This is a genomic window from Thiomonas islandica, assembly GCF_055383445.1.
The window spans coordinates 1,496,100-1,513,444 of the sequence record NZ_AP042391.1 but is presented as its reverse complement, the minus strand read 5'-3'; the positions used below and the strand labels follow the sequence as shown (position 1 = coordinate 1,513,444).

Sequence of the window (17,345 nt, the reverse complement as noted above, 5' to 3'; positions counted from 1 at the left end):
GCGCTCAGGCCGGGTTGTCGATATCGACGAAGACATGGTCTAGACCATGGTGTGCAGCCAGATGATCGCCCAGCGCGCGAATGCCGTCGCGCTCGGTGGCGTGATGGCCGCATGACAGGTAGTTGATGCCCATCTCGCGCGCAAAGTGCACCGTGGGCTCGGAAATCTCGCCACTGACGAAGGTGTGTGCGCCGGCCGCCCAGGCCTCCTCGATCCAGTCCTGTGCAGCGCCGGTGCACCAGGCGAGCGGCCCGACCGGGGCATCGGCCTCGCCGATGACCAGCGGCGCGCGCCCCAGCCCCCGCGCCACCGCCGCCGCCAGCGCGCCGATGGTGGTCTGCGGCGCACTGCCCAGACAGCCCAGCTGCTGTTTGCCAAACCGCCCCTGCACCGTCCAGCCCAGGCGCTTGGCGAACATCACGTTGTTGCCGATCTCGCTGTGCGCATCGAGCGGCAGGTGATAGGCCAGCAGATTGATATCTGCAGCCAGCAGCAGGCCCAGGCGCTTGCGCTTGTGGCGGATCACCCGCGGATCCTCGCCCCGCCAGAAATAGCCGTGGTGCACCAGAATGGCATCTGCCCGCAGCGCAATGGCGCGCTCGATCAGCGCCAGACTCGCGGTCACTCCGGTGACGATGCGCTGGATCTGCTCGCGACCTTCGACCTGCAACCCGTTTGGGCAATAATCGGTAAAGCGTGCGCAATCGAGCAGTAGGTCGATTGCACACAGCAATTGTTCTCTGTGCATGGTGGCCTTGAAGCATGAAGACACGCCGCCATCTGGGGAACTCCCACTTGCTTACGACAATGATGCGACGCCTCTGGCTGCTATTTTCCCAGACTGTGACGATTGCGCTGGCGGCGCTGTTCGTCGTCTCCACCCTCAAACCGCAATGGGTGCAATTCGGCGCGCCCGTGTCGCTGCCTGCGCGCCCACCCGCTGTCGTGACCGTGCGCGACGCGCCAACCGCAGTGCCCACGCAGCCCGCACCGGGCAGCTACAGCGCCGCGGCGCTCAAGGCCATGCCCGCGGTGGTATCAATCACCACAGCCAAAATGCCGCGCCGCATGCCGGGGCTGGATCCGTGGTTGCGCCAGTTTCATGGCAGCCGCCAACCCACCTACGGGCTGGGGTCGGGCGTGATCGTCAGCCCCGACGGTTACATCCTGACCAACAACCATGTGGTCGACGGCGCGGACCAGATCGAGGTCACGCTGGCCGATGGGCGCCAGGCCAAGGCCACCCTCGTGGGCCGCGACCCGGACACCGATCTGGCGGTGCTGCGCATCCGGCTGGACAAGCTGCCGGTCATCGCGTTCGGCAATGACGAGACCGCGCAGGTCGGCGATGTGGTGCTGGCGATCGGTTATCCCTTCGGCGTCGGCCAGACAGTCACCCAGGGCATCATCAGCGCGTTGGGCCGCACTCAACTGGGCATCAACACCTTCGAGAATTTCATCCAGACCGATGCGGCGATTAACCCGGGCAACTCCGGAGGCGCGCTGGTCGATGCCAACGGCAATCTCATCGGCATCAATACCGCGATCTTCTCGCGCAGTGGCGGTTCGCTGGGCATCGGTTTTGCCGTGCCGGTGTCCACCGCGCGCGACGTGATGCAGCAGCTCATCACCACGGGACGGGTGGTGCGTGGGTGGATCGGGGTGGAGCCGCAGGACGTGACCGATCAAATCGCCCACAGTCTGAACCTGCCGCGGCCGGAAGGCGTAGTCATCATTGGCCTGCTGCGCCAGGGCCCCGCCGACCGCGCCGGCATGCAGCCCGGGGATGTGGTGCTCGATGTGGCAGGCCGTCCAGTGGCCAACACCGGCCAGCTGCTCAATGCAGTTGCCGCGCTCAAGCCCGGCAGCGACGCGACCATCCAGGTGCTGCGCGACGGCAAGCCACTCACCCTGCATGTGCGCATCGGCACGCGGCCACAGAACCTCAGCCAGATGCCACCCGCCGAAGACAGCGAGGGGCTGGTGCCCTGATCGGCAGGCGATTTAGGGCAACACAAAACAAGGCCCTTGCGCGGCGCTGCGCATCACACGGACTGACTCAGTGTTGCCTTAGCAGGCCGTTGAAAAACTACTGCGGTGGGCCATCTGCGGCGTTGCGCGGTGCTTGCTGCCTCGCCTATCTATTTGATATGTCTCGGTCGCTGCGCGCCGTGCGCCTTGCATCTGGCCATCCTCGCGACGTTTTTCAACGGCCTGTTAGGTCGAGGAGGACGGGGCGTTTTCCTCTTCCTCGGCGGGAGGCGCCGAATACTTCACCAGATACTGCGACGCGAGGATGCCCACCTCGAACAGCAGAATCATCGACACCGCCAGCGAGGTCTGCGACACCACATCCGGCGGCGTGACGATGGCCGCGATGATGAATGCGATGACGATGAAATAGCTGCGCCAGGACTTGAGCTGCTGCACCGACACAAGCCCGAAGCGCACCAGCACCATCAGCACCACCGGCACCTCGAACGCCGTGCCGAAGGCCATGAACATGGTCAGCATGAAGCTCAGGTACGCCTCGATGTCCGGCGCCGCGGTAATCACCTTGGGCGCAAAGCTCTGGATGAAGGTGAACAGCCGGCCGAACACGAAGAAATAGCAGAACGCCACGCCCAGGTAGAACAGCAACGTGCTGCTGACGATCAGCGGCAGAACCAGACGCTTTTCATGGGTGTACAGGCCAGGGGCAACGAAGGCCCAGATTTGGTAGAGCACCGCCGGCAGGGCGATCATGAAGGCGACCAGCAAAGTGACCTTGATCGGCACGACGAACGGTGAAATCACCCCGATGGCAATCATGGTCGATCCCTTGGGCAGGTGCGCGATCAGCGGCTGCGACAGCAGATCGAACAGCCCGGAAGGGCCCGGGTAGATCGACAGCGCCAGAAACACCACGGCGACCGCGGCAAGCGCGCGGATGAGCCGATTGCGCAGTTCGATCAGGTGCGAAATGAACGGCTGTTCGGCCTCGGGGCTGTCCGGTGGTATCGTTTTCTTGGGGTCAGACACGGGCGATGCACTCGCTTGCAAGGAGAGGGAAAAACGCGCCAGACACGCTGCGGCGACCGCGCCGCATCAGCGTTTGACGCGGTAACGCGCCATGCGCGCCGCACCGGACAGGGCCTGCGTGCGCACGCGCGCCTGCCGCCGGTACCACTGCGGCACGGCATTGCCCGAGAGTCGCTTGCGCTTTTTGGTCGGATAGGCCGGACTGGGCAGCGTAGGCGCATGCAGCCCGTCGGCGATCGACGGATTAGCCGCACCGTGCAGGCCACTGGTGGCCTCTTTCCAGGCCTCGTCGAAACTGTCGTGCAGTTCGGCCACGTTCTCGGTCACGGTTTTTTTCATGTCGAGCGCCGCGGTCTCCAGCGACGACTTGACGTTGCGCAGTTCTTCGAGATCGATCTGCCGGTTGACCTCGGCTTTGACCTCGGCCAGGTAGCGCTGCGCTCGCCCAAGCAGATTGCCCGCAGTGCGCGCCACGCGCGGCAGCTTTTCCGGCCCAAGCACGATCAGCGCCACCACGCCGATTAGGCCGATTTCGGACATTCCGATATCAAACATAGACGGTCAGGGCTGGGAAGGTGTCAGGCGCACAAGCCGGGCGGGAGAACAAAAAACCGGCATCGCTGCCGGCCAGCCCAGCCTGGTGCGCCGAACCTCAGGAGGACGACTTTTCCTTGGCCTGGACGTCAATGGCCTCCTTCTTGGCTACAGCCTCGGCGGTGAGTTGCTTGTCGGCTTCAGCCGGCTTGTCGTCTGCACTGGCATCGCGCATGCCGTCCTTGAAGCCCTTGACCGCAGCGCCGAGATCGGAGCCCATGTTCTTCAGTTTTTTGGTGCCAAACACCATCATCACGATGACCAGCACGATCAGCCAATGCCAAATGCTGAATGAACCCATGATCTACTCCTTCGCCGCAAAATTTAAGGGGCCTGTCTTTGCCAAGGGCGCGGTCCGCCCAGGACGTGCAAGTGCAGGTGAAACACTTCCTGTCCGCCATTCTGGCCGGTATTGATCACAGTGCGAAAACCGTCTTCGCAACCTTGCTCGCGCGCCAGACGCGGTGCCAAGAACAACATTTTACCGAGCAAGGCGGTATGTTCAGCACCCACATCGAACAAAGACGATAGGTGCAGTCGGGGAATGATCAGGAAATGCACCGGGGCCGCCGGGCGAATGTCGTGAAAAGCGATCAGCTCGTCGTCCTGGTAGATCAGGCGGGCCGGCAGCTGACCGGCGGCGATCTTGCAGAAAATGCAGTTGGAATCAGTCATCGCAGAACGGCCTCAGAGTGCTGCGGGATGGACAGGTTTGCGCTCGGTGGCTTGGGCCAGCCCTTGACCGCGCGGTAAATGGTCCAGAAATACACCACGGCAAGCACCAGCAGCCCAGCCCGAAGATCCAGATCAGGGCGATTCCTAACACGGACCAGAACAGCGCCCAGCAAAAGGTACGAATTTCCCAGCGCAAATGGTTTTCCACCCAGGTGCTGCGGGCGTCGTCGAGCTTGACATAGTCGATGAGCACGCCGAACCGCGGTCATGCCCCAGAAAAAGCTCAGCGCCTGCAGCACATACACCGCCAGGGCAACGGTTTTCAGGCTGTCGAGGTCCTGCGGGCTGGGCGATTGGGTGATGATTTGCGGTTCGATCATCGCGTTTGCTCGGTATTTCCGGGGCGGGCAGCGAATTCGGCCAGGCCGGAGCGGCCCTCGCGGCGCTCGAGTTCGGCCAGGACCTGCTGCGGAGTCAGGCCGTGCTGCGCCAGAGCAACCAGGCTGTGAAACCACAGGTCTGCAGTTTCGTACAGAATTTTTTCCGCATTGCCGTCCTTGGCGGCCATCACCAGTTCGGTAGCCTCTTCGCCGATCTTTTTCAGAATGGCATCTTCCCCCTTGTGGAACAGCCGCGCCACATACGAGGCATTCGGATCTGCCCCGCGGCGGCTGAGGATGGTGGTGTGAATCCGCTGCAGCGCCGCGCCGCAATCGTCCGGGGCCTGCGGCTCAGCATGCGCAAGGGCATGGTCATAGATCTGCGCTGGATCCTTGAGCACTGGGTCGGCAGCGATCCACCGGCCGTTTTCGAGGCGACTGTAGAAACACGAGGCACGCCCAGTGTGGCAGGCGATGCCGCCGGTCTGCTCGACCTGCAGTAGCACCACGTCGCCGTCGCAATCGAGACGAATCTCGCGCACGACTTGCACATGGCCGGATTCCTCGCCCTTGTGCCACAGCCGGTGGCGCGAGCGCGACCAGTACACCGCCTCGCCGCGCCGGTGCGTCTGCTCGAGCGCCTCGCGGTTCATCCAGGCAAACATCAGCACGCGGCCGGTGTGCGCATCCTGCGCAATCGCCGGGACGAGTCCGCGTGCATCCCACTTCACTTGATCGAGCCAGTCCATGGGGTGCAGTTTAGGGCAACACTGAACAAGCCCCCTGCGCACTGCGCATCCGGGCTGCGGGCGGTCTACGGCGTAGTCCTCGCTCGCCATAGCTTCGGTTATTGTCTCGGTGTACGCCTTGCATCCCATCCCGCAGCCCGCACGCCGCATCACAAGGACTGTGAGTCGGCGGTCAAGGCGACAGATCCAGGCGCATGGCGATGCCGCGTGCGGCCAGATGCCGCTTGGCCTGCCCCACGGTGTATTCGCCGTAGTGGAAGATGCTGGCGGCGAGCACCGCGTCGGCATGACCTTCGAGAAACCCTGCAGCGAGATGATCGAGATTGCCGACCCCGCCCGAGGCGATCACTGGCACACTCACTGCGTCGGATACCACGCGGGTGAGCGCCAGATCGAAACCGGCCTTGGTGCCGTCGCGGTCCATGCTGGTCAGCAGGATTTCCCCAGCGCCGGCGCGCTCCATATCGATCGCCCACTGCACCGCGTCCAGGCCGGTGGCCTTGCGACCACCGTGGGTGTAGACCTCCCAGCCGCTGCTGCCATCGCGGCGCTTGGCGTCGATCGCCACCACGATGCACTGCGCGCCGTACCTGGCCGAGGCGTCGGCGATGACCTGCGGGTTGGCGACTGCGGCGGAGTTGAAGCTGACCTTGTCTGCCCCGGCGTTGAGTAGCCGGCGCACATCATCCACGGTGCGCACACCACCGCCGACGGTCAACGGAATGAACACCTGCGAGGCCACCGCCTCGATTTGGTGCAGCAGCAGATCGCGGCCGTCGCTGGTGGCAGTGATGTCGAGGAAGGTCAGTTCGTCGGCACCCTGGGCGTTGTAGCGCGCGGCGATTTCCACCGGATCGCCTGCATCGCGCAGGCCGACGAAGTTGACGCCCTTGACCACCCGCCCGCCGCTGACGTCGAGGCAGGGAATGATGCGCTTGAACAGCATGTCGGCCCTAGCGACTGCTGACAAAACGCTGCGCCGCGGCGAAATCGAGCGCGCCGGTGTAGATCGAGCGGCCGCAGATCACGCCTTCGATGCCGCTGTCCTGCACGGCGCAGAGCTTTTCGATGTCGGCCATGCCAGACAGGCCACCCGAGGCGATCACCGGCACGTCGATCGCCTCGGCCAGCCGCACCGTGGCTTCGATGTTGATGCCCGAGAGCATGCCGTCGCGGCCGATGTCGGTGTAGATCACGCCCTCGATGCCGTAGTCCTGGAATTTGCGCGCCAAATCGACGACTTCGTGGCCGGTGAGCTTGCTCCAGCCGTCGGTGGCGACCTTGCCGTCGCGCGCGTCGAGGCCGACGAGGATGTGTCCGCCGAAAGCGCTGCAGGCATCGCGCAGGAAGCCGGGGCTTTTCACCGCTGCAGTGCCGATGATCACAAAGCTCAAGCCTTCGTCGAGATAGCGTTCGATGGTATCGAGATCGCGAATGCCGCCGCCGAGCTGCACCGGGATTTCCTCGCCCACCTCCTCGAGGATGGCGGCAATGGCCTCGGCATTGCGCGGTTTGCCGGCGAAAGCGCCGTTGAGATCAACCAGATGCAGGCGCTCGGCGCCCTGATCGATCCAGTGCCGCGCCATCGCGGCGGGGTCATCGGAAAAAACGGTCGCGCCCTGCATCTCGCCTTGTTCGAGGCGAACGCACTGGCCGTCCTTGAGGTCGATTGCCGGAATGAGCAGCATGGTGTCAGGGCAAACAGAGATCGGAAGTGGAGCAAGCGCACGGCGCGTTCACGGCGACCAGTGCAGAAAGTTTCGGTACAGCATCAGCCCGGCGTCGGCGCTTTTTTCCGGGTGAAACTGGGTGGCAAACAGATTGTCGCGCGCCACTGCGCTGGCAAAGCGCACGCCGTATTCGGTCTCGCCGGCGCTGTGGCTGGCATGTAGCGGCACGGCGTAGTAGCTGTGGACGAAGTAGAACGCCGCGCCATCGGGCACCTGCGACCAGATCGGGTGAACCGCGCCCGAGGCACTGCGCCGCTGCCACACCGTGTTCCAGCCCATGTGCGGCACTTTGTAGCGGCTGCCGTCGGGCTGCGTCTGGCCTTGCAGCTCGAATCGCTGCACCTGCCCCGGAATGAGCCCCAGGCCGTCCACATGCCCCTCGGCGCTGTGATCGAGCAGCATCTGCATGCCGACACAGACCCCGAACAGCGGCTTGTTGGCTGCGGCTTCGAGCACGGCCTGCTGCAGGCCGGATGCGCGCAGTTCACGCATGCAGTCGGGCATGGCGCCCTGCCCCGGCAGCACCACGCGATCGGCAGCGCGCACTACATCGGGATCGGCAGTGACGACCACCTCGAAATCGGTCCCCGTGGCCACATGCGCCACGGCCTGCGACACCGAGCGCAGATTGCCCATGCCATAGTCCACGACGGCCACGCGCTTCATCGGTTCAGATCAGACGGCAAGGAGGATTTACAGCGTTCCCTTGGTCGACGGCACCGCCTCGCCCATGCGCGGGTCGCGCTCGGCGGCAGCGCGCAACGCGCGGCCGAAAGCCTTGAACACGGTTTCGCACTGGTGGTGCGCGTTGTCGCCGCGCAGATTGTCCACATGCACGGTGATCGCAGCGTGGTTGACCAGCCCCTGGAAGAATTCGTGCGCCAGGTCGACGTCGAACTCGCCGATCATCGCGCGGGTGAACGGCACATGCCAGATCAGCCCGGGGCGGCCGGAAAAGTCGATGACCACGCGGCTGAGCGCCTCGTCCAGCGGCACATAGGCATGACCATAACGACGGATGCCTTTCTTGTCTCCGACCGCGCGGGCCAGCGCCTGGCCCAGGGTAATGCCCACGTCTTCGACCGTGTGGTGCGCGTCGATGTGCAGATCGCCCTGGGCCTGGATGTCTAGGTCGATCAGGCCATGCCGGGCAATCTGGTCGAGCATATGATCGAAGAAACCAACCCCGGTGGACAGCCTGGACACTCCGGTGCCATCGAGATTAATGGCCACGCAGACTTGCGTCTCGGCGGTGTTGCGGGAAACCTGGGCAGTGCGCATGAGGTGAAAGGCAGAGAAAACCGCGGGGAATGGAGCAATCGTAACGTCAACGCGCCGCGCAGGGCTGCGCCGCGATCAGGGTGTCGAGCGCGACAAGCAGCGCGTCGCACTGTGCGGTCGTACCGATGGTGATGCGCAGAAAGTCGGCGATACGCTGCGGCCGGGCAAACTGCCGCACCAGAATACGCTGCGCGCGCAGCTGCGCGGCCAGCTCCGCGCCGCCATATGCCGGGTGGCGTGCGAACACGAAATTGGCCTTCGACGGCAGCACCTCGAAGCCGCGTGCCTGCAGCCCCGCGGTCAGGTGCGCGCGGCTGTCGATGATGCGTGCACAAGTCTGCGCGAGCCACTCGGTGTCGCGGAACGCGGCCTCGGCACCAGCGAGTGCCAGACGGTCGAGGGGGTAGGAGTTGAAGCTGTCCTTCACGCGGGACAGTGCTTCGATGAGGTCGGGATGGCCCAGCGCATAGCCCACGCGCAGCCCGGCCAGCGCCCAGGCCTTGGACAGGGTGCGGATCACCAGGAGCTGGGGGTAGCGGTCGATCAGGCCAGCTGCGGTCTGCGCGCCGAAGTCGACATAGGCCTCGTCGACCACGACGACAGACTGCGAATTGGCCTCGAGCAGGCGCTGCACCTCGGCCAGCGGCAGCGCCATGCCGGTAGGCGCGTTGGGGTTGGGGAAGATGATGCCGCCGTTGTCGCCCGCCTGGAGATAGTCGTCGACCGCGATGGAAAAATCCGCGCGCAGCGGGATTTCGCGGGTAGCGATGCGGTACAGCCGGGCATAGACCGGATAGAAGCTGTATGAGATGTCCGGATACAGCAGCGGCGCCTCATGCTGCAGCAGCGCCATGAAGACATGCGCCAGCACTTCGTCGGAACCGTTGCCGACGAACACCTGCTCAGGCCGCAGGCCGTGGAAGCGGGCGATCGCCGCTTTAAGCCGGGTGGCCTGCGGATCGGGGTAAAGCCGCAGATCGGCCGAGGCTTGCGCGGCAATGGCCTGCAGCACCCGATCACTCGGGGCGTAGGGGCATTCGTTGGTGTTGAGCTTGATCAGGCCGTCGATCCTGGGCTGTTCGCCCGGCACATACGGCGTCAGGTCGTGGACGACCGCGCTCCAGTATCGGCTCATGGCTGTACATCCAGCCGCAGTTCCGCGGCGCGGGCGTGCGCGGTCAGGCGCTCGCCGTGAGCCAGCACGCTGGCGATGCGCCCCAGGGTCTGCGCGCCCTGGCGGCTGACCTCGATGATGCTCGAACGCTTGATGAAGTCGTATACCCCAAGCGGCGACGAAAACCGCGCCGTGCCCGAGGTGGGCAGCACATGGTTGGGCCCGGCGCAATAGTCACCCAGTGATTCGGAGGTGTAGGCGCCGAGGAACAGCGCCCCGGCGTGCTTGAGCGCGGGCAGGTACTGGTGCGGCTCTTGCGCAGAGATTTCGAGGTGCTCGGGCGCGATGCGGTTGGCCAGCTCGCAAGCCTGCGCCATGTCGCGTACGCGGATGAGTGCACCGCGGCCGGCAAACGAAGCAAGGATGATGTCCCGGCGCGGCATGTCGGGCAGCAGGCGATGGATCGCTGCGTCCACCGCGTCGAGATAGGCTGCATCGGGACACAACAGAATGCTCTGCGCCAGTTCGTCGTGCTCGGCCTGGCTGAACAGGTCCATCGCCACCCAGTCTGGCGGCGTGCTGCCGTCTGCCAGCACCAGAATTTCGGAGGGGCCCGCGATCATGTCGATGCCGCACACGCCGAATACCCGGCGCTTGGCCGCAGCGACATAGGCATTACCGGGGCCGACGATTTTGTCTACCGCGGGCACGGTGGCCGTGCCATAGGCGAGTGCACCCACCGCCTGCGCGCCGCCGATGGCAAACGCGCGGCTGACCCCGGCCACGGCGGCCGCAGCCAGCACCAGCGAGCTGCGCTCGCCGCCCGGCGTGGGCACGACCATGATGATCTCGGTCACCCCGGCGACATGCGCAGGAATCGCGTTCATCAGCACCGAGGACGGATACGCCGCCTTTCCTCCGGGCACATAGATGCCCACGCGATCGAGCGGCGTGACCTTTTGCCCGAGCAGGTTACCCTCCTCGTCGCGATACTCCCAACTCTGACCGACCTGCTGCAATTGCCGCGCGTGATAGCGGCGCACGCGGTCTGCCGCAGCCTCGAGTGCGTTGCGCTGCTCGGGTGTGATCGCGGCGAGCGCGGCATACAGCGCGTCCTGGCTGATCTCCAGCGCCGCCATGTCGGTCGCGTCCAGGCGGTCGAAACGGCGGGTGTACTCCAGCACAGCGGCATCGCCCCTGCTCTGCACATCGCGCAGGATGTCGGCCGCACGCAGGTCGATCTCGGCGTTCTCCTCGGCCATGCGCGAAAACAGCGCGTGGTACTGCGCCTCGAAATCGCTGCGTGTGGCGTCGAGCCGACGCAGTTGCAAGGCTTGGAGCGGGGCGTTCATGCGGCGGTCTCCTCGGCGGGCCGTACGGCCTCGCGCAATTGGTCGATCAGCGGCTTGATCTGCGCGGTGCGGGTCTTGAGCGCCGCCTGGTTGACGATCAGCCGTGCGGAAATGTCCATGATGTGCTCGACCTCGACCAGGCCGTTGGCCTTGAGCGTACCGCCGGTGGACACCAAATCGACAATCGCATCGGCAAGTCCGGTGAGCGGGGCAAGTTCCATCGAGCCATAGAGCTTGACCAGATCGACATGCACCCCCTTGGTGGCAAAGTGTTCGCGCGCCATGTGCACATACTTGGTGGCCACGCGCAGCCGCGCGCCCTGTTTTACCTGTGCGGCATAGTCGAAATCGTGCCGCACCGCCACGCTCAGCCGACAGCGGGCAATGCCCAGATCGACCGGCAGATACAGGCCGTCGGCGCCGTTGCCGGCAAAGTATTCGCGCAGCACGTCCAGCCCGGCCACACCGATGTCGGCGCCGCCGTAGCGAACATAGGTGGGCACATCGCTGGCGCGCACCAGCACCACGCGCACATCGGGCCGGTTGGTCGGCAGGATGAGCTTGCGGGTGGACTCGGGATCGCCCGACACCGTGATGCCTGCGCGTGCGAGCATCGGCAGGGTGTCGTCGAAAATGCGTCCCTTGGACAGGGCGAGGGTCAGCATGGGGTCAGGCTCCGGGAGAAGTCTTGATACGCTCGATGTCCGCGCCCAGACTGCGCAGCTTCACCTCGATCGCGTCGTAACCGCGGTCGAGGTGGTAGATACGATCGATCAGGGTCTGCCCATGCGCTGCAAGGGCCGCCACCACCAGACCGGCCGAGGCCCGCAGATCGGTGGCCATCACATTGGCGCCAGAGAGCTGCGGCACGCCACGCACCACGCAGGTGTGGCCGTCGATGTCGATCTGAGCGCCCAGCCGCACCAGTTCCTGCACATGCATGAAGCGGTTCTCGAAAATGGTCTCGGTCATGCGCGCCACACCGTCGGCCAGACAGTTCACCGCCATGAACTGCGCCTGCATGTCGGTGGCAAAGCCCGGATACTCGCTGGTGCGTACCGACACCGCACGCGGGCGGCCGCCCGGCAGAGCGTCGGCGCGCAGGCGAATCCAGTTTGCGCCGGTGTCGATCTGTGCACCGGCCTCGCGCAACTTGTCGAGCAATGCGTCTTGATGCGCCGGCTCGGCGCCCTGCACCGTGACGTCACCACGCGCCGCCAGCGCTGCGCACAGAAAGGTGCCGACCTCGATACGGTCAGGGATGATGCGGTGCTGCGCGCCGTGCAGGGCCTGCACCCCCTGGATGCGGATCTGCGAGCTGCCGTCGCCGCTGATCTGCGCCCCCATGGCGCGCAGCAGATTGGCCAGATCGACGATCTCGGGCTCGCGCGCGGCGTTGTCGATCAGAGTCTCGCCCTCAGCCAGCACGGCGGCCATCATCAGATTCTCGGTGCCGGTGACGGTCACCATGTCGGTGGTGATGCGCGCACCGCGCAGGCGCCCGGTCGGCGTATTCACGCGGGCGACGATGTAGCCGTGTTCCACCACGATCTGCGCCCCCAGCGCCTGCAGGCCCTTGATGTGCTGATCGACCGGGCGCGCGCCAATGGCGCAGCCGCCTGGCAGGCTCACCCGCGCCTGGCCGAACCGCGCTAGCAACGGCCCGAGCACCAGCACCGACGCGCGCATGGTCTTGACCAGGTCGTACGACGCCTCGAAGTGGTTCACCGCCGAGGCTTCCAGGCGGATCTCTGCGCCTTCCTGCTCGACCTGCGCGCCCAGGCTGCGCAGCAGCTTGGCTAGGGTGCGCACGTCCATGAGTTGCGGCGCATTGTGCAGTTGCACCACGTCCGAGGTGAGCAGCGCGGCGGCCATCAGCGGCAGCGCAGCGTTTTTCGCGCCGCTGGCCTGCACCACGCCTTGCAATGGGCGCTGCCCAGTGATTTTGAGTTTGTCCATGAACGCATCGAGAACCGGCAGCGATGCGCTGCGCGGCAGGCAGGCATCGGCGCCTGCGACAAAAGCGCAATTTTAGGCGCTTGGCAATGCCGCGAATTCCTGCGGGGTGAGAGTCTTCATCGACAGGGCGTGGATTTCGGCGCGCATGCGCTCGCCCAGTGCGGCATAAACCAACTGGTGTCGCTGCACCCGGGTACGTCCCTCGAACATCGGACTGACGATCAAGGCGTGGAAATGCTGGCCGTCGCCCTCGACCTGCAGATGCGTGCAGTCCAGAGCGGCGGCGATGAAGCGATGGAGATCTTGCGGGGTGGGTAAGGACATGGTCAGTTGCGCAGTTTGGTGCCGCGCATCAGCATCAGCATCGCGATGCTGCCGCACAGCAGATTGCCCAGCAATGCCGCGAGCAGGCTGATCCAGGGCGAGACATCGCCCACGCCGAAAAAGCCATAGCGAAAGCCGTCGATCAGGTAGAAAAACGGATTCAGGTGCGAGGCCAACTTCCAGAATGCCGGCAGACTGTGCACAGAGTAGAACACGCCGGACAGAAAGGTCGCCGGGGTGATGATGAAATTCTGGAACGCGGCCATCTGGTCGAACTTGTCTGCCCAGATGCCTGCGATCAACCCGAGCGCGCCCAGCATGCTCGCCCCCAGAACGGCGAACACCGCGATCCACAGCGGATGGGCGAAGCTCAGCGGCACGAACCACACGGTCACCAGCAATACCCCGGCACCGACGACCAGCCCGCGCAGCACCGACGCGCCCACGTAGGCCACGAACAGTTCCCACGGCTTAAGCGGCGACAACAGCACGAACACCAGATTGCCGGTGATCTTGGACTGGATCAATGATGACGAAGTGTTGGCAAACGCGTTCTGCAGCACGCTCATCATCATCAGCCCCGGGATGAGGAAGGCGGTGTACGGCACATGACCGAACACCAGCACATGCGCGGTGAACGCGTGCGAGAAAATCAGCAGATATAGCAGCGCAGTGACCACCGGCGCGGCCACGGTCTGGAAACCCACTTTGAGGAAACGCTGCAGCTCCTTTTGCAGCAGGGTGATCAGGCCGGTCACTTGGCGGCTCCGATGAGTTCGAGAAACACGTCTTCCAGATCGGCGCGACGCAGCTCCAGCTCGTCGATTTCGCAGCCCGCCTGGCGCAGCGCGACCAGCTTGCGTTCCACATCCAGCGCGTCGCGCACCGCAACCGCTACCCGTCCGCCCTGCGCGGTGCCCAGCTCTGGCGGTAGATTCCCCCTGACCACGCGGAAATACAGCACCGACGCGGCAAACCGTTGCAGCAGCGCCTCGGTGCGGTCGAGCGCGACCACCTGACCGGTCTTGATCACCGCGATGCGCTTGCACAGCGCTTCGGCCTCCTCGAGGTAGTGCGTGGTCAGCAGCACGGTGTGGCCCTCGGTGTTGAGCCGGGCGATGAATTCCCACAGCGACTGACGCAGCTCCACGTCCACTCCGGCGGTCGGCTCGTCGAGCACGATGACCTGCGGTCGGTGCACCAGCGCCTGCGCCACCATCACCCGGCGCTTCATGCCGCCAGACAACGCACGCATGTTCTTGTCCGCCTGCGCGGTGAGCCCGAGGTTGTGCAGCAGCTCGTCAATCCACGCGTCGTTGCGGCGAAAGCCAAAATAACCCGACTGGATGCGTAGCACCTGTCGCACGGTGAAAAACGGATCGAACACCAGTTCCTGCGGCACCACACCCAGCAGCCGGCGGGCGGTCGCGGCATCCTGCTGAACATCATGGCCGTGCACCAACACCCGCCCAGAGGTCGGCCGTGTCAGTCCGGCGAGCATGCTGATCAGCGTGGTCTTGCCCGCGCCGTTGGGGCCAAGCAGGCCGAAAAACTCACCTTCAGCGATCTCCAGCGCAATGCCGTCAACCGCGGTGTGCCGGCTGTAGCGCTTCACGACATGATCAAACGAGACTGCAGCGACGGAGGTCATCGGGCAACGACGGCCACCCTGCACGACCGCGCTGTGCGCAGCAGTGCAGGCAGCCGGAAAGACGTTCAGGGCTGCGGCGCAGCCTGGGTGAGCAAAAAATCCAGCCCGTAGGCTATGGCCAGATCATGCAGACGCTGCGGCACGCCACGCACCTGCAACGTCTGCTGCGGCGCGGCGCGGCGCAATTCGAGCAGCAGCGCCAGCCCAGAGGAATCGAAGGTCTGCAACCCGCTGGCATCGATCTCCCACGGCGCGGGCTGCGCCGACAGCGCGGCCAGCGCCTGGCGGCGCACCGCAGAGGCCGTGTTCAGCGTGAGTTCAGTGGGTAAGGAAAACGCAGGCATGGTGCAACGAGTCAGCCCGCTGCCTTGGCCTGCGCCAGGCTCTGATTCTTTTCCTTGAGCGTGGCGATCAGGCCGTCGATGCCTTTTTGCCCGATTTCCTGCGCGAACACGCTGCGATAGTTGTCGACCAGCCAGATGCCCATGACATTGACGTCGGTAATTTTCCAGCCCGCCGGGGTGTTCTCCAGGCGATAGTCGAGTTGCAGCGGCTCGCCGTTGTTGATCACCCGGGTGCGCACCGTGACCTCCTGCGCATTGGCCGGCTCACGGTAGGGCAGCAGTTTGACCTTCTGGTCCTTGATCTGCCGCACCGCACCAGCATAGGTATAAACCAGCAACTGCTTGAACTGCTGCTCCAGTTCGGCGCGCTGCGCCGGCGTGGCCTCGCGCCAGTAGCGGCCGACTGCGCTTTGGGTGATTTTTTGGAAATCCACGTTCGGCAGGATTTTTTTCTCGACGAACTGCATCACCACTTCGGGATTGCCGCTGCGCAGCTTTGGGTCCTGTTGCACGTCGCGGATGATCTCGTTGGACATGGTCTCGATCAGCTGCGGCGGCGTCAGCGCCTGAGCCGCCTGAGCCGCCTGAGCCGCCTGGGCGGCAGCGGGCAGGCCCGCGGCCAGCGCCGTGCAAGTCAGGGATAAGGCCAGGAATGCGCGTCGAAGCATGGGATGTTCTCCGGTTCTTGGGGGTTGTACGGTTAACGGATCGGTTCGCAAGGCGATGACACTGGCATCCATTCAGAAGTTGTGAATCTTTCTGGTGCGCGGCCCGCTGGCCATAAAGCGCGGTGCTCGGGTCTGGCCGATCTGGTCGATCTGTCTGGGCCCTGCGCGCCGTGCGCATGGGCAGCGGACCAATCGCGACGACGTCTTCACAACTTCTCAGCGCCCCTCGCCAGACTTAGCCGCGCTGGCGGCTTGCTGCGGCGGCATCGGCGCGGGGTTGAGCATGCTCCCCTCGCTCGGGCCGTAGCTGTACCTAGCCAGCGGGTCGGGCTCGCCCAGATCGATGATCGGACGATCGCGCACGTCCTGCACCTGCGCCTTGCGCCGCTGCTCATATGCGCTACGGGCGAATACATACGGATCGAGCGAAATTTGGTCGAACAAATTGGAGGCGTCAAGCAGGTTGGCGCGGGTGTTGACCAGGTTCAGTGCCAGCGCGCCGTAATTCGCGCTCGACGGACTGATCTGCGCACTCGGCCCGTAGGCCAAGTACATGCCGGTGCCAACGCCATCGCGCACCGTGCTCGGCCCGTAGAACGGCAGCACCAGATAGGGCCCCGAGCCCACGCCCCAACGCGCCAGGGTCAGGCCGAAATCGTTGGGGTGCTTGTAGATGCCCATTTCGGTAGCGATGTCCAGGGTGCCGAACAAGCCGAACACGGTGTTCACGCCGACCCGCATGAAGCTGCTCAACCCGTCTTTGACATTGCCTTGCAGGAAGTCATTGGTCATCGACCAGATGTCACCGAAATTGCCAAAAAAGTTGGTCACGCCGTGGCGGATCGGCGTGGGTGTGACCGCCTTGTACGCCGTGGCCGCAGGCTTGACCACGGCCCTGTCCACCTTGTCGTTGATGGTGAACATCGCCCGGTTGTAAGGCTCGAGCGGGTCTTGGGGGTTGTGCGTCGCACAACCCCCAAGCGCCGCCAGCACCAGCAGGGCTCCGGATCGGGCTGCCTGTTTCATTTGCCGTCTCCTGCCCCGCTGGAGGCGGCCTTGTTGTAGAGGAACTGACCAATCAGGTTTTCCAGCACCACGGCCGACTGGGTGTTGCGGATCACCGAGCCATTGGTCAGATTTTTTTCGCTGCCGCCAGGGCTGAGGTCGATGTACTGATCGCCGAGCAGTCCCGCGGTGAGGATCTTGGCCGAGGTGTCGACCGGAAATTTGTAACGCTGGTCGATCGCCATGTGCACATCCGCCTGGAAGGTCTGATTGTCGAAGGTGATCGAGGTCACACGACCGACCACCACCCCGGCACTCTTGACCGGTGCGTCGGGCTTGAGCCCGCCGATGTTGTCGAAGCGCGCAGTCACTTCATAAGTGGGTCCCCAGTTGATCTGCAACAGGTTTCCGGCCTTGAGCGCCAGAAACAGCAGCGCGGCTGCGCCCAGCACGACCAGTACGCCGACCCAGAGATCGATGGTTCGTTGATTCATTTGC

Annotated in this window: 23 protein-coding genes; 1 reads left to right on the top strand and 22 read right to left on the bottom strand. The window is 64.6% G+C overall.

The features are described from left to right. Positions 1–4: 4 nt before the first annotated feature. Positions 5–748 carry a Nif3-like dinuclear metal center hexameric protein gene (locus tag ACZ47F_RS07365; RefSeq protein WP_464924102.1) on the bottom strand — a complete coding sequence of 248 codons (744 nt, stop codon included), beginning with the start codon at positions 746–748 and terminating at the stop codon, positions 5–7. Positions 749–810: 62 nt separating this feature from the next. Between ACZ47F_RS07365 and ACZ47F_RS07360 the strand changes: the two genes are divergently transcribed. Continuing rightward, positions 811–1,992, top strand: coding sequence for a S1C family serine protease (locus tag ACZ47F_RS07360; protein WP_464926601.1), 1,182 nt, complete (start codon positions 811–813; stop codon positions 1,990–1,992). Between the two features lie 225 nt (positions 1,993–2,217). Here the strand turns inward: ACZ47F_RS07360 and tatC are convergent, their stop codons facing one another. The 21 genes from tatC to mlaD all read right to left on the bottom strand — a co-directional run bounded on the left by tatC (position 2,218) and on the right by mlaD (position 17,341). Beyond that, entirely contained in the window at positions 2,218–3,021 is an 804-nt protein-coding gene (tatC, locus tag ACZ47F_RS07355) for a twin-arginine translocase subunit TatC (protein WP_464924101.1), read from the bottom strand. Positions 3,022–3,087: 66 nt separating this feature from the next. Then, on the bottom strand, positions 3,088–3,576 hold the full coding sequence (tatB, locus tag ACZ47F_RS07350) for a Sec-independent protein translocase protein TatB (RefSeq protein WP_464924100.1): 489 nt from the start codon (positions 3,574–3,576) through the stop codon (positions 3,088–3,090). A 97-nt stretch (positions 3,577–3,673) separates the two neighbouring features. Then, a complete protein-coding gene (tatA, locus tag ACZ47F_RS07345; RefSeq protein ID WP_464924099.1) occupies positions 3,674–3,916 on the bottom strand; it encodes a Sec-independent protein translocase subunit TatA in 243 nt (80 codons plus the stop codon). Between the two features lie 23 nt (positions 3,917–3,939). Further along, positions 3,940–4,290 carry a histidine triad nucleotide-binding protein gene (locus ACZ47F_RS07340; RefSeq protein ID WP_464924098.1) on the bottom strand — a complete coding sequence of 117 codons (351 nt, stop codon included), beginning with the start codon at positions 4,288–4,290 and terminating at the stop codon, positions 3,940–3,942. Continuing rightward, the gene (locus ACZ47F_RS07335) at positions 4,287–4,670 is read right to left on the bottom strand and encodes a hypothetical protein (protein WP_464924097.1); all 384 of its coding nucleotides are present in this window, start codon (positions 4,668–4,670) and stop codon (positions 4,287–4,289) included. The genes ACZ47F_RS07340 and ACZ47F_RS07335 overlap by 4 nt, the downstream gene beginning before the upstream one ends. Beyond that, positions 4,667–5,419, bottom strand: a complete 753-nt coding sequence (hisIE, locus tag ACZ47F_RS07330; protein ID WP_464924096.1) for a bifunctional phosphoribosyl-AMP cyclohydrolase/phosphoribosyl-ATP diphosphatase HisIE — start codon at positions 5,417–5,419, stop codon at positions 4,667–4,669. Before hisIE ends, ACZ47F_RS07335 begins: the two co-directional genes overlap by 4 nt. A 172-nt stretch (positions 5,420–5,591) precedes the next feature. Further along, on the bottom strand, positions 5,592–6,365 hold the full coding sequence (gene hisF, locus ACZ47F_RS07325) for an imidazole glycerol phosphate synthase subunit HisF (protein ID WP_464924095.1): 774 nt from the start codon (positions 6,363–6,365) through the stop codon (positions 5,592–5,594). Positions 6,366–6,372: 7 nt separating this feature from the next. After that, positions 6,373–7,107, bottom strand: coding sequence for a 1-(5-phosphoribosyl)-5-[(5-phosphoribosylamino)methylideneamino]imidazole-4-carboxamide isomerase (gene hisA, locus ACZ47F_RS07320; protein ID WP_464924094.1), 735 nt, complete (start codon positions 7,105–7,107; stop codon positions 6,373–6,375). Between the two features lie 48 nt (positions 7,108–7,155). Continuing rightward, positions 7,156–7,815 carry an imidazole glycerol phosphate synthase subunit HisH gene (gene hisH, locus ACZ47F_RS07315; RefSeq protein WP_464924093.1) on the bottom strand — a complete coding sequence of 220 codons (660 nt, stop codon included), beginning with the start codon at positions 7,813–7,815 and terminating at the stop codon, positions 7,156–7,158. A gap of 27 nt (positions 7,816–7,842) precedes the next feature. Beyond that, on the bottom strand, positions 7,843–8,430 hold the full coding sequence (hisB, locus tag ACZ47F_RS07310; protein ID WP_464924092.1) for an imidazoleglycerol-phosphate dehydratase HisB: 588 nt from the start codon (positions 8,428–8,430) through the stop codon (positions 7,843–7,845). Between the two features lie 46 nt (positions 8,431–8,476). Beyond that, positions 8,477–9,565, bottom strand: a complete 1,089-nt coding sequence (hisC, locus tag ACZ47F_RS07305; protein ID WP_464924091.1) for a histidinol-phosphate transaminase — start codon at positions 9,563–9,565, stop codon at positions 8,477–8,479. Continuing rightward, positions 9,562–10,896 carry a histidinol dehydrogenase gene (gene hisD, locus ACZ47F_RS07300; RefSeq protein ID WP_464924090.1) on the bottom strand — a complete coding sequence of 445 codons (1,335 nt, stop codon included), beginning with the start codon at positions 10,894–10,896 and terminating at the stop codon, positions 9,562–9,564. Before hisD ends, hisC begins: the two co-directional genes overlap by 4 nt. Continuing rightward, positions 10,893–11,561 (bottom strand): ATP phosphoribosyltransferase, encoded by a 669-nt coding sequence (gene hisG, locus ACZ47F_RS07295; RefSeq protein WP_464924089.1) that lies wholly within the window; start codon positions 11,559–11,561, stop codon positions 10,893–10,895. The genes hisD and hisG overlap by 4 nt, the downstream gene beginning before the upstream one ends. Before the next feature lie 4 nt (positions 11,562–11,565). Further along, a complete protein-coding gene (gene murA, locus ACZ47F_RS07290; RefSeq protein WP_464924088.1) occupies positions 11,566–12,855 on the bottom strand; it encodes a UDP-N-acetylglucosamine 1-carboxyvinyltransferase in 1,290 nt (429 codons plus the stop codon). A 72-nt stretch (positions 12,856–12,927) separates the two neighbouring features. Then, on the bottom strand, positions 12,928–13,179 hold the full coding sequence (locus ACZ47F_RS07285) for a BolA family protein (protein WP_464924087.1): 252 nt from the start codon (positions 13,177–13,179) through the stop codon (positions 12,928–12,930). Positions 13,180–13,181: 2 nt separating this feature from the next. Beyond that, positions 13,182–13,937, bottom strand: a complete 756-nt coding sequence (locus tag ACZ47F_RS07280) for an ABC transporter permease (RefSeq protein ID WP_464924086.1) — start codon at positions 13,935–13,937, stop codon at positions 13,182–13,184. After that, positions 13,934–14,830 (bottom strand): ABC transporter ATP-binding protein, encoded by an 897-nt coding sequence (locus ACZ47F_RS07275; RefSeq protein ID WP_464924085.1) that lies wholly within the window; start codon positions 14,828–14,830, stop codon positions 13,934–13,936. Before ACZ47F_RS07275 ends, ACZ47F_RS07280 begins: the two co-directional genes overlap by 4 nt. A 65-nt stretch (positions 14,831–14,895) precedes the next feature. Next, positions 14,896–15,174 (bottom strand): STAS domain-containing protein, encoded by a 279-nt coding sequence (locus tag ACZ47F_RS07270; protein ID WP_464924084.1) that lies wholly within the window; start codon positions 15,172–15,174, stop codon positions 14,896–14,898. 11 nt (positions 15,175–15,185) lie between these two features. After that, a complete protein-coding gene (locus ACZ47F_RS07265; RefSeq protein WP_464924083.1) occupies positions 15,186–15,842 on the bottom strand; it encodes an MlaC/ttg2D family ABC transporter substrate-binding protein in 657 nt (218 codons plus the stop codon). 216 nt (positions 15,843–16,058) lie between these two features. Next, positions 16,059–16,868, bottom strand: coding sequence for an MlaA family lipoprotein (locus ACZ47F_RS07260; protein ID WP_464924082.1), 810 nt, complete (start codon positions 16,866–16,868; stop codon positions 16,059–16,061). Then, positions 16,865–17,341, bottom strand: coding sequence for an outer membrane lipid asymmetry maintenance protein MlaD (mlaD, locus tag ACZ47F_RS07255; RefSeq protein WP_464924081.1), 477 nt, complete (start codon positions 17,339–17,341; stop codon positions 16,865–16,867). The genes ACZ47F_RS07260 and mlaD overlap by 4 nt, the downstream gene beginning before the upstream one ends. Between the last annotated feature and the right edge of the window lie 4 nt (positions 17,342–17,345).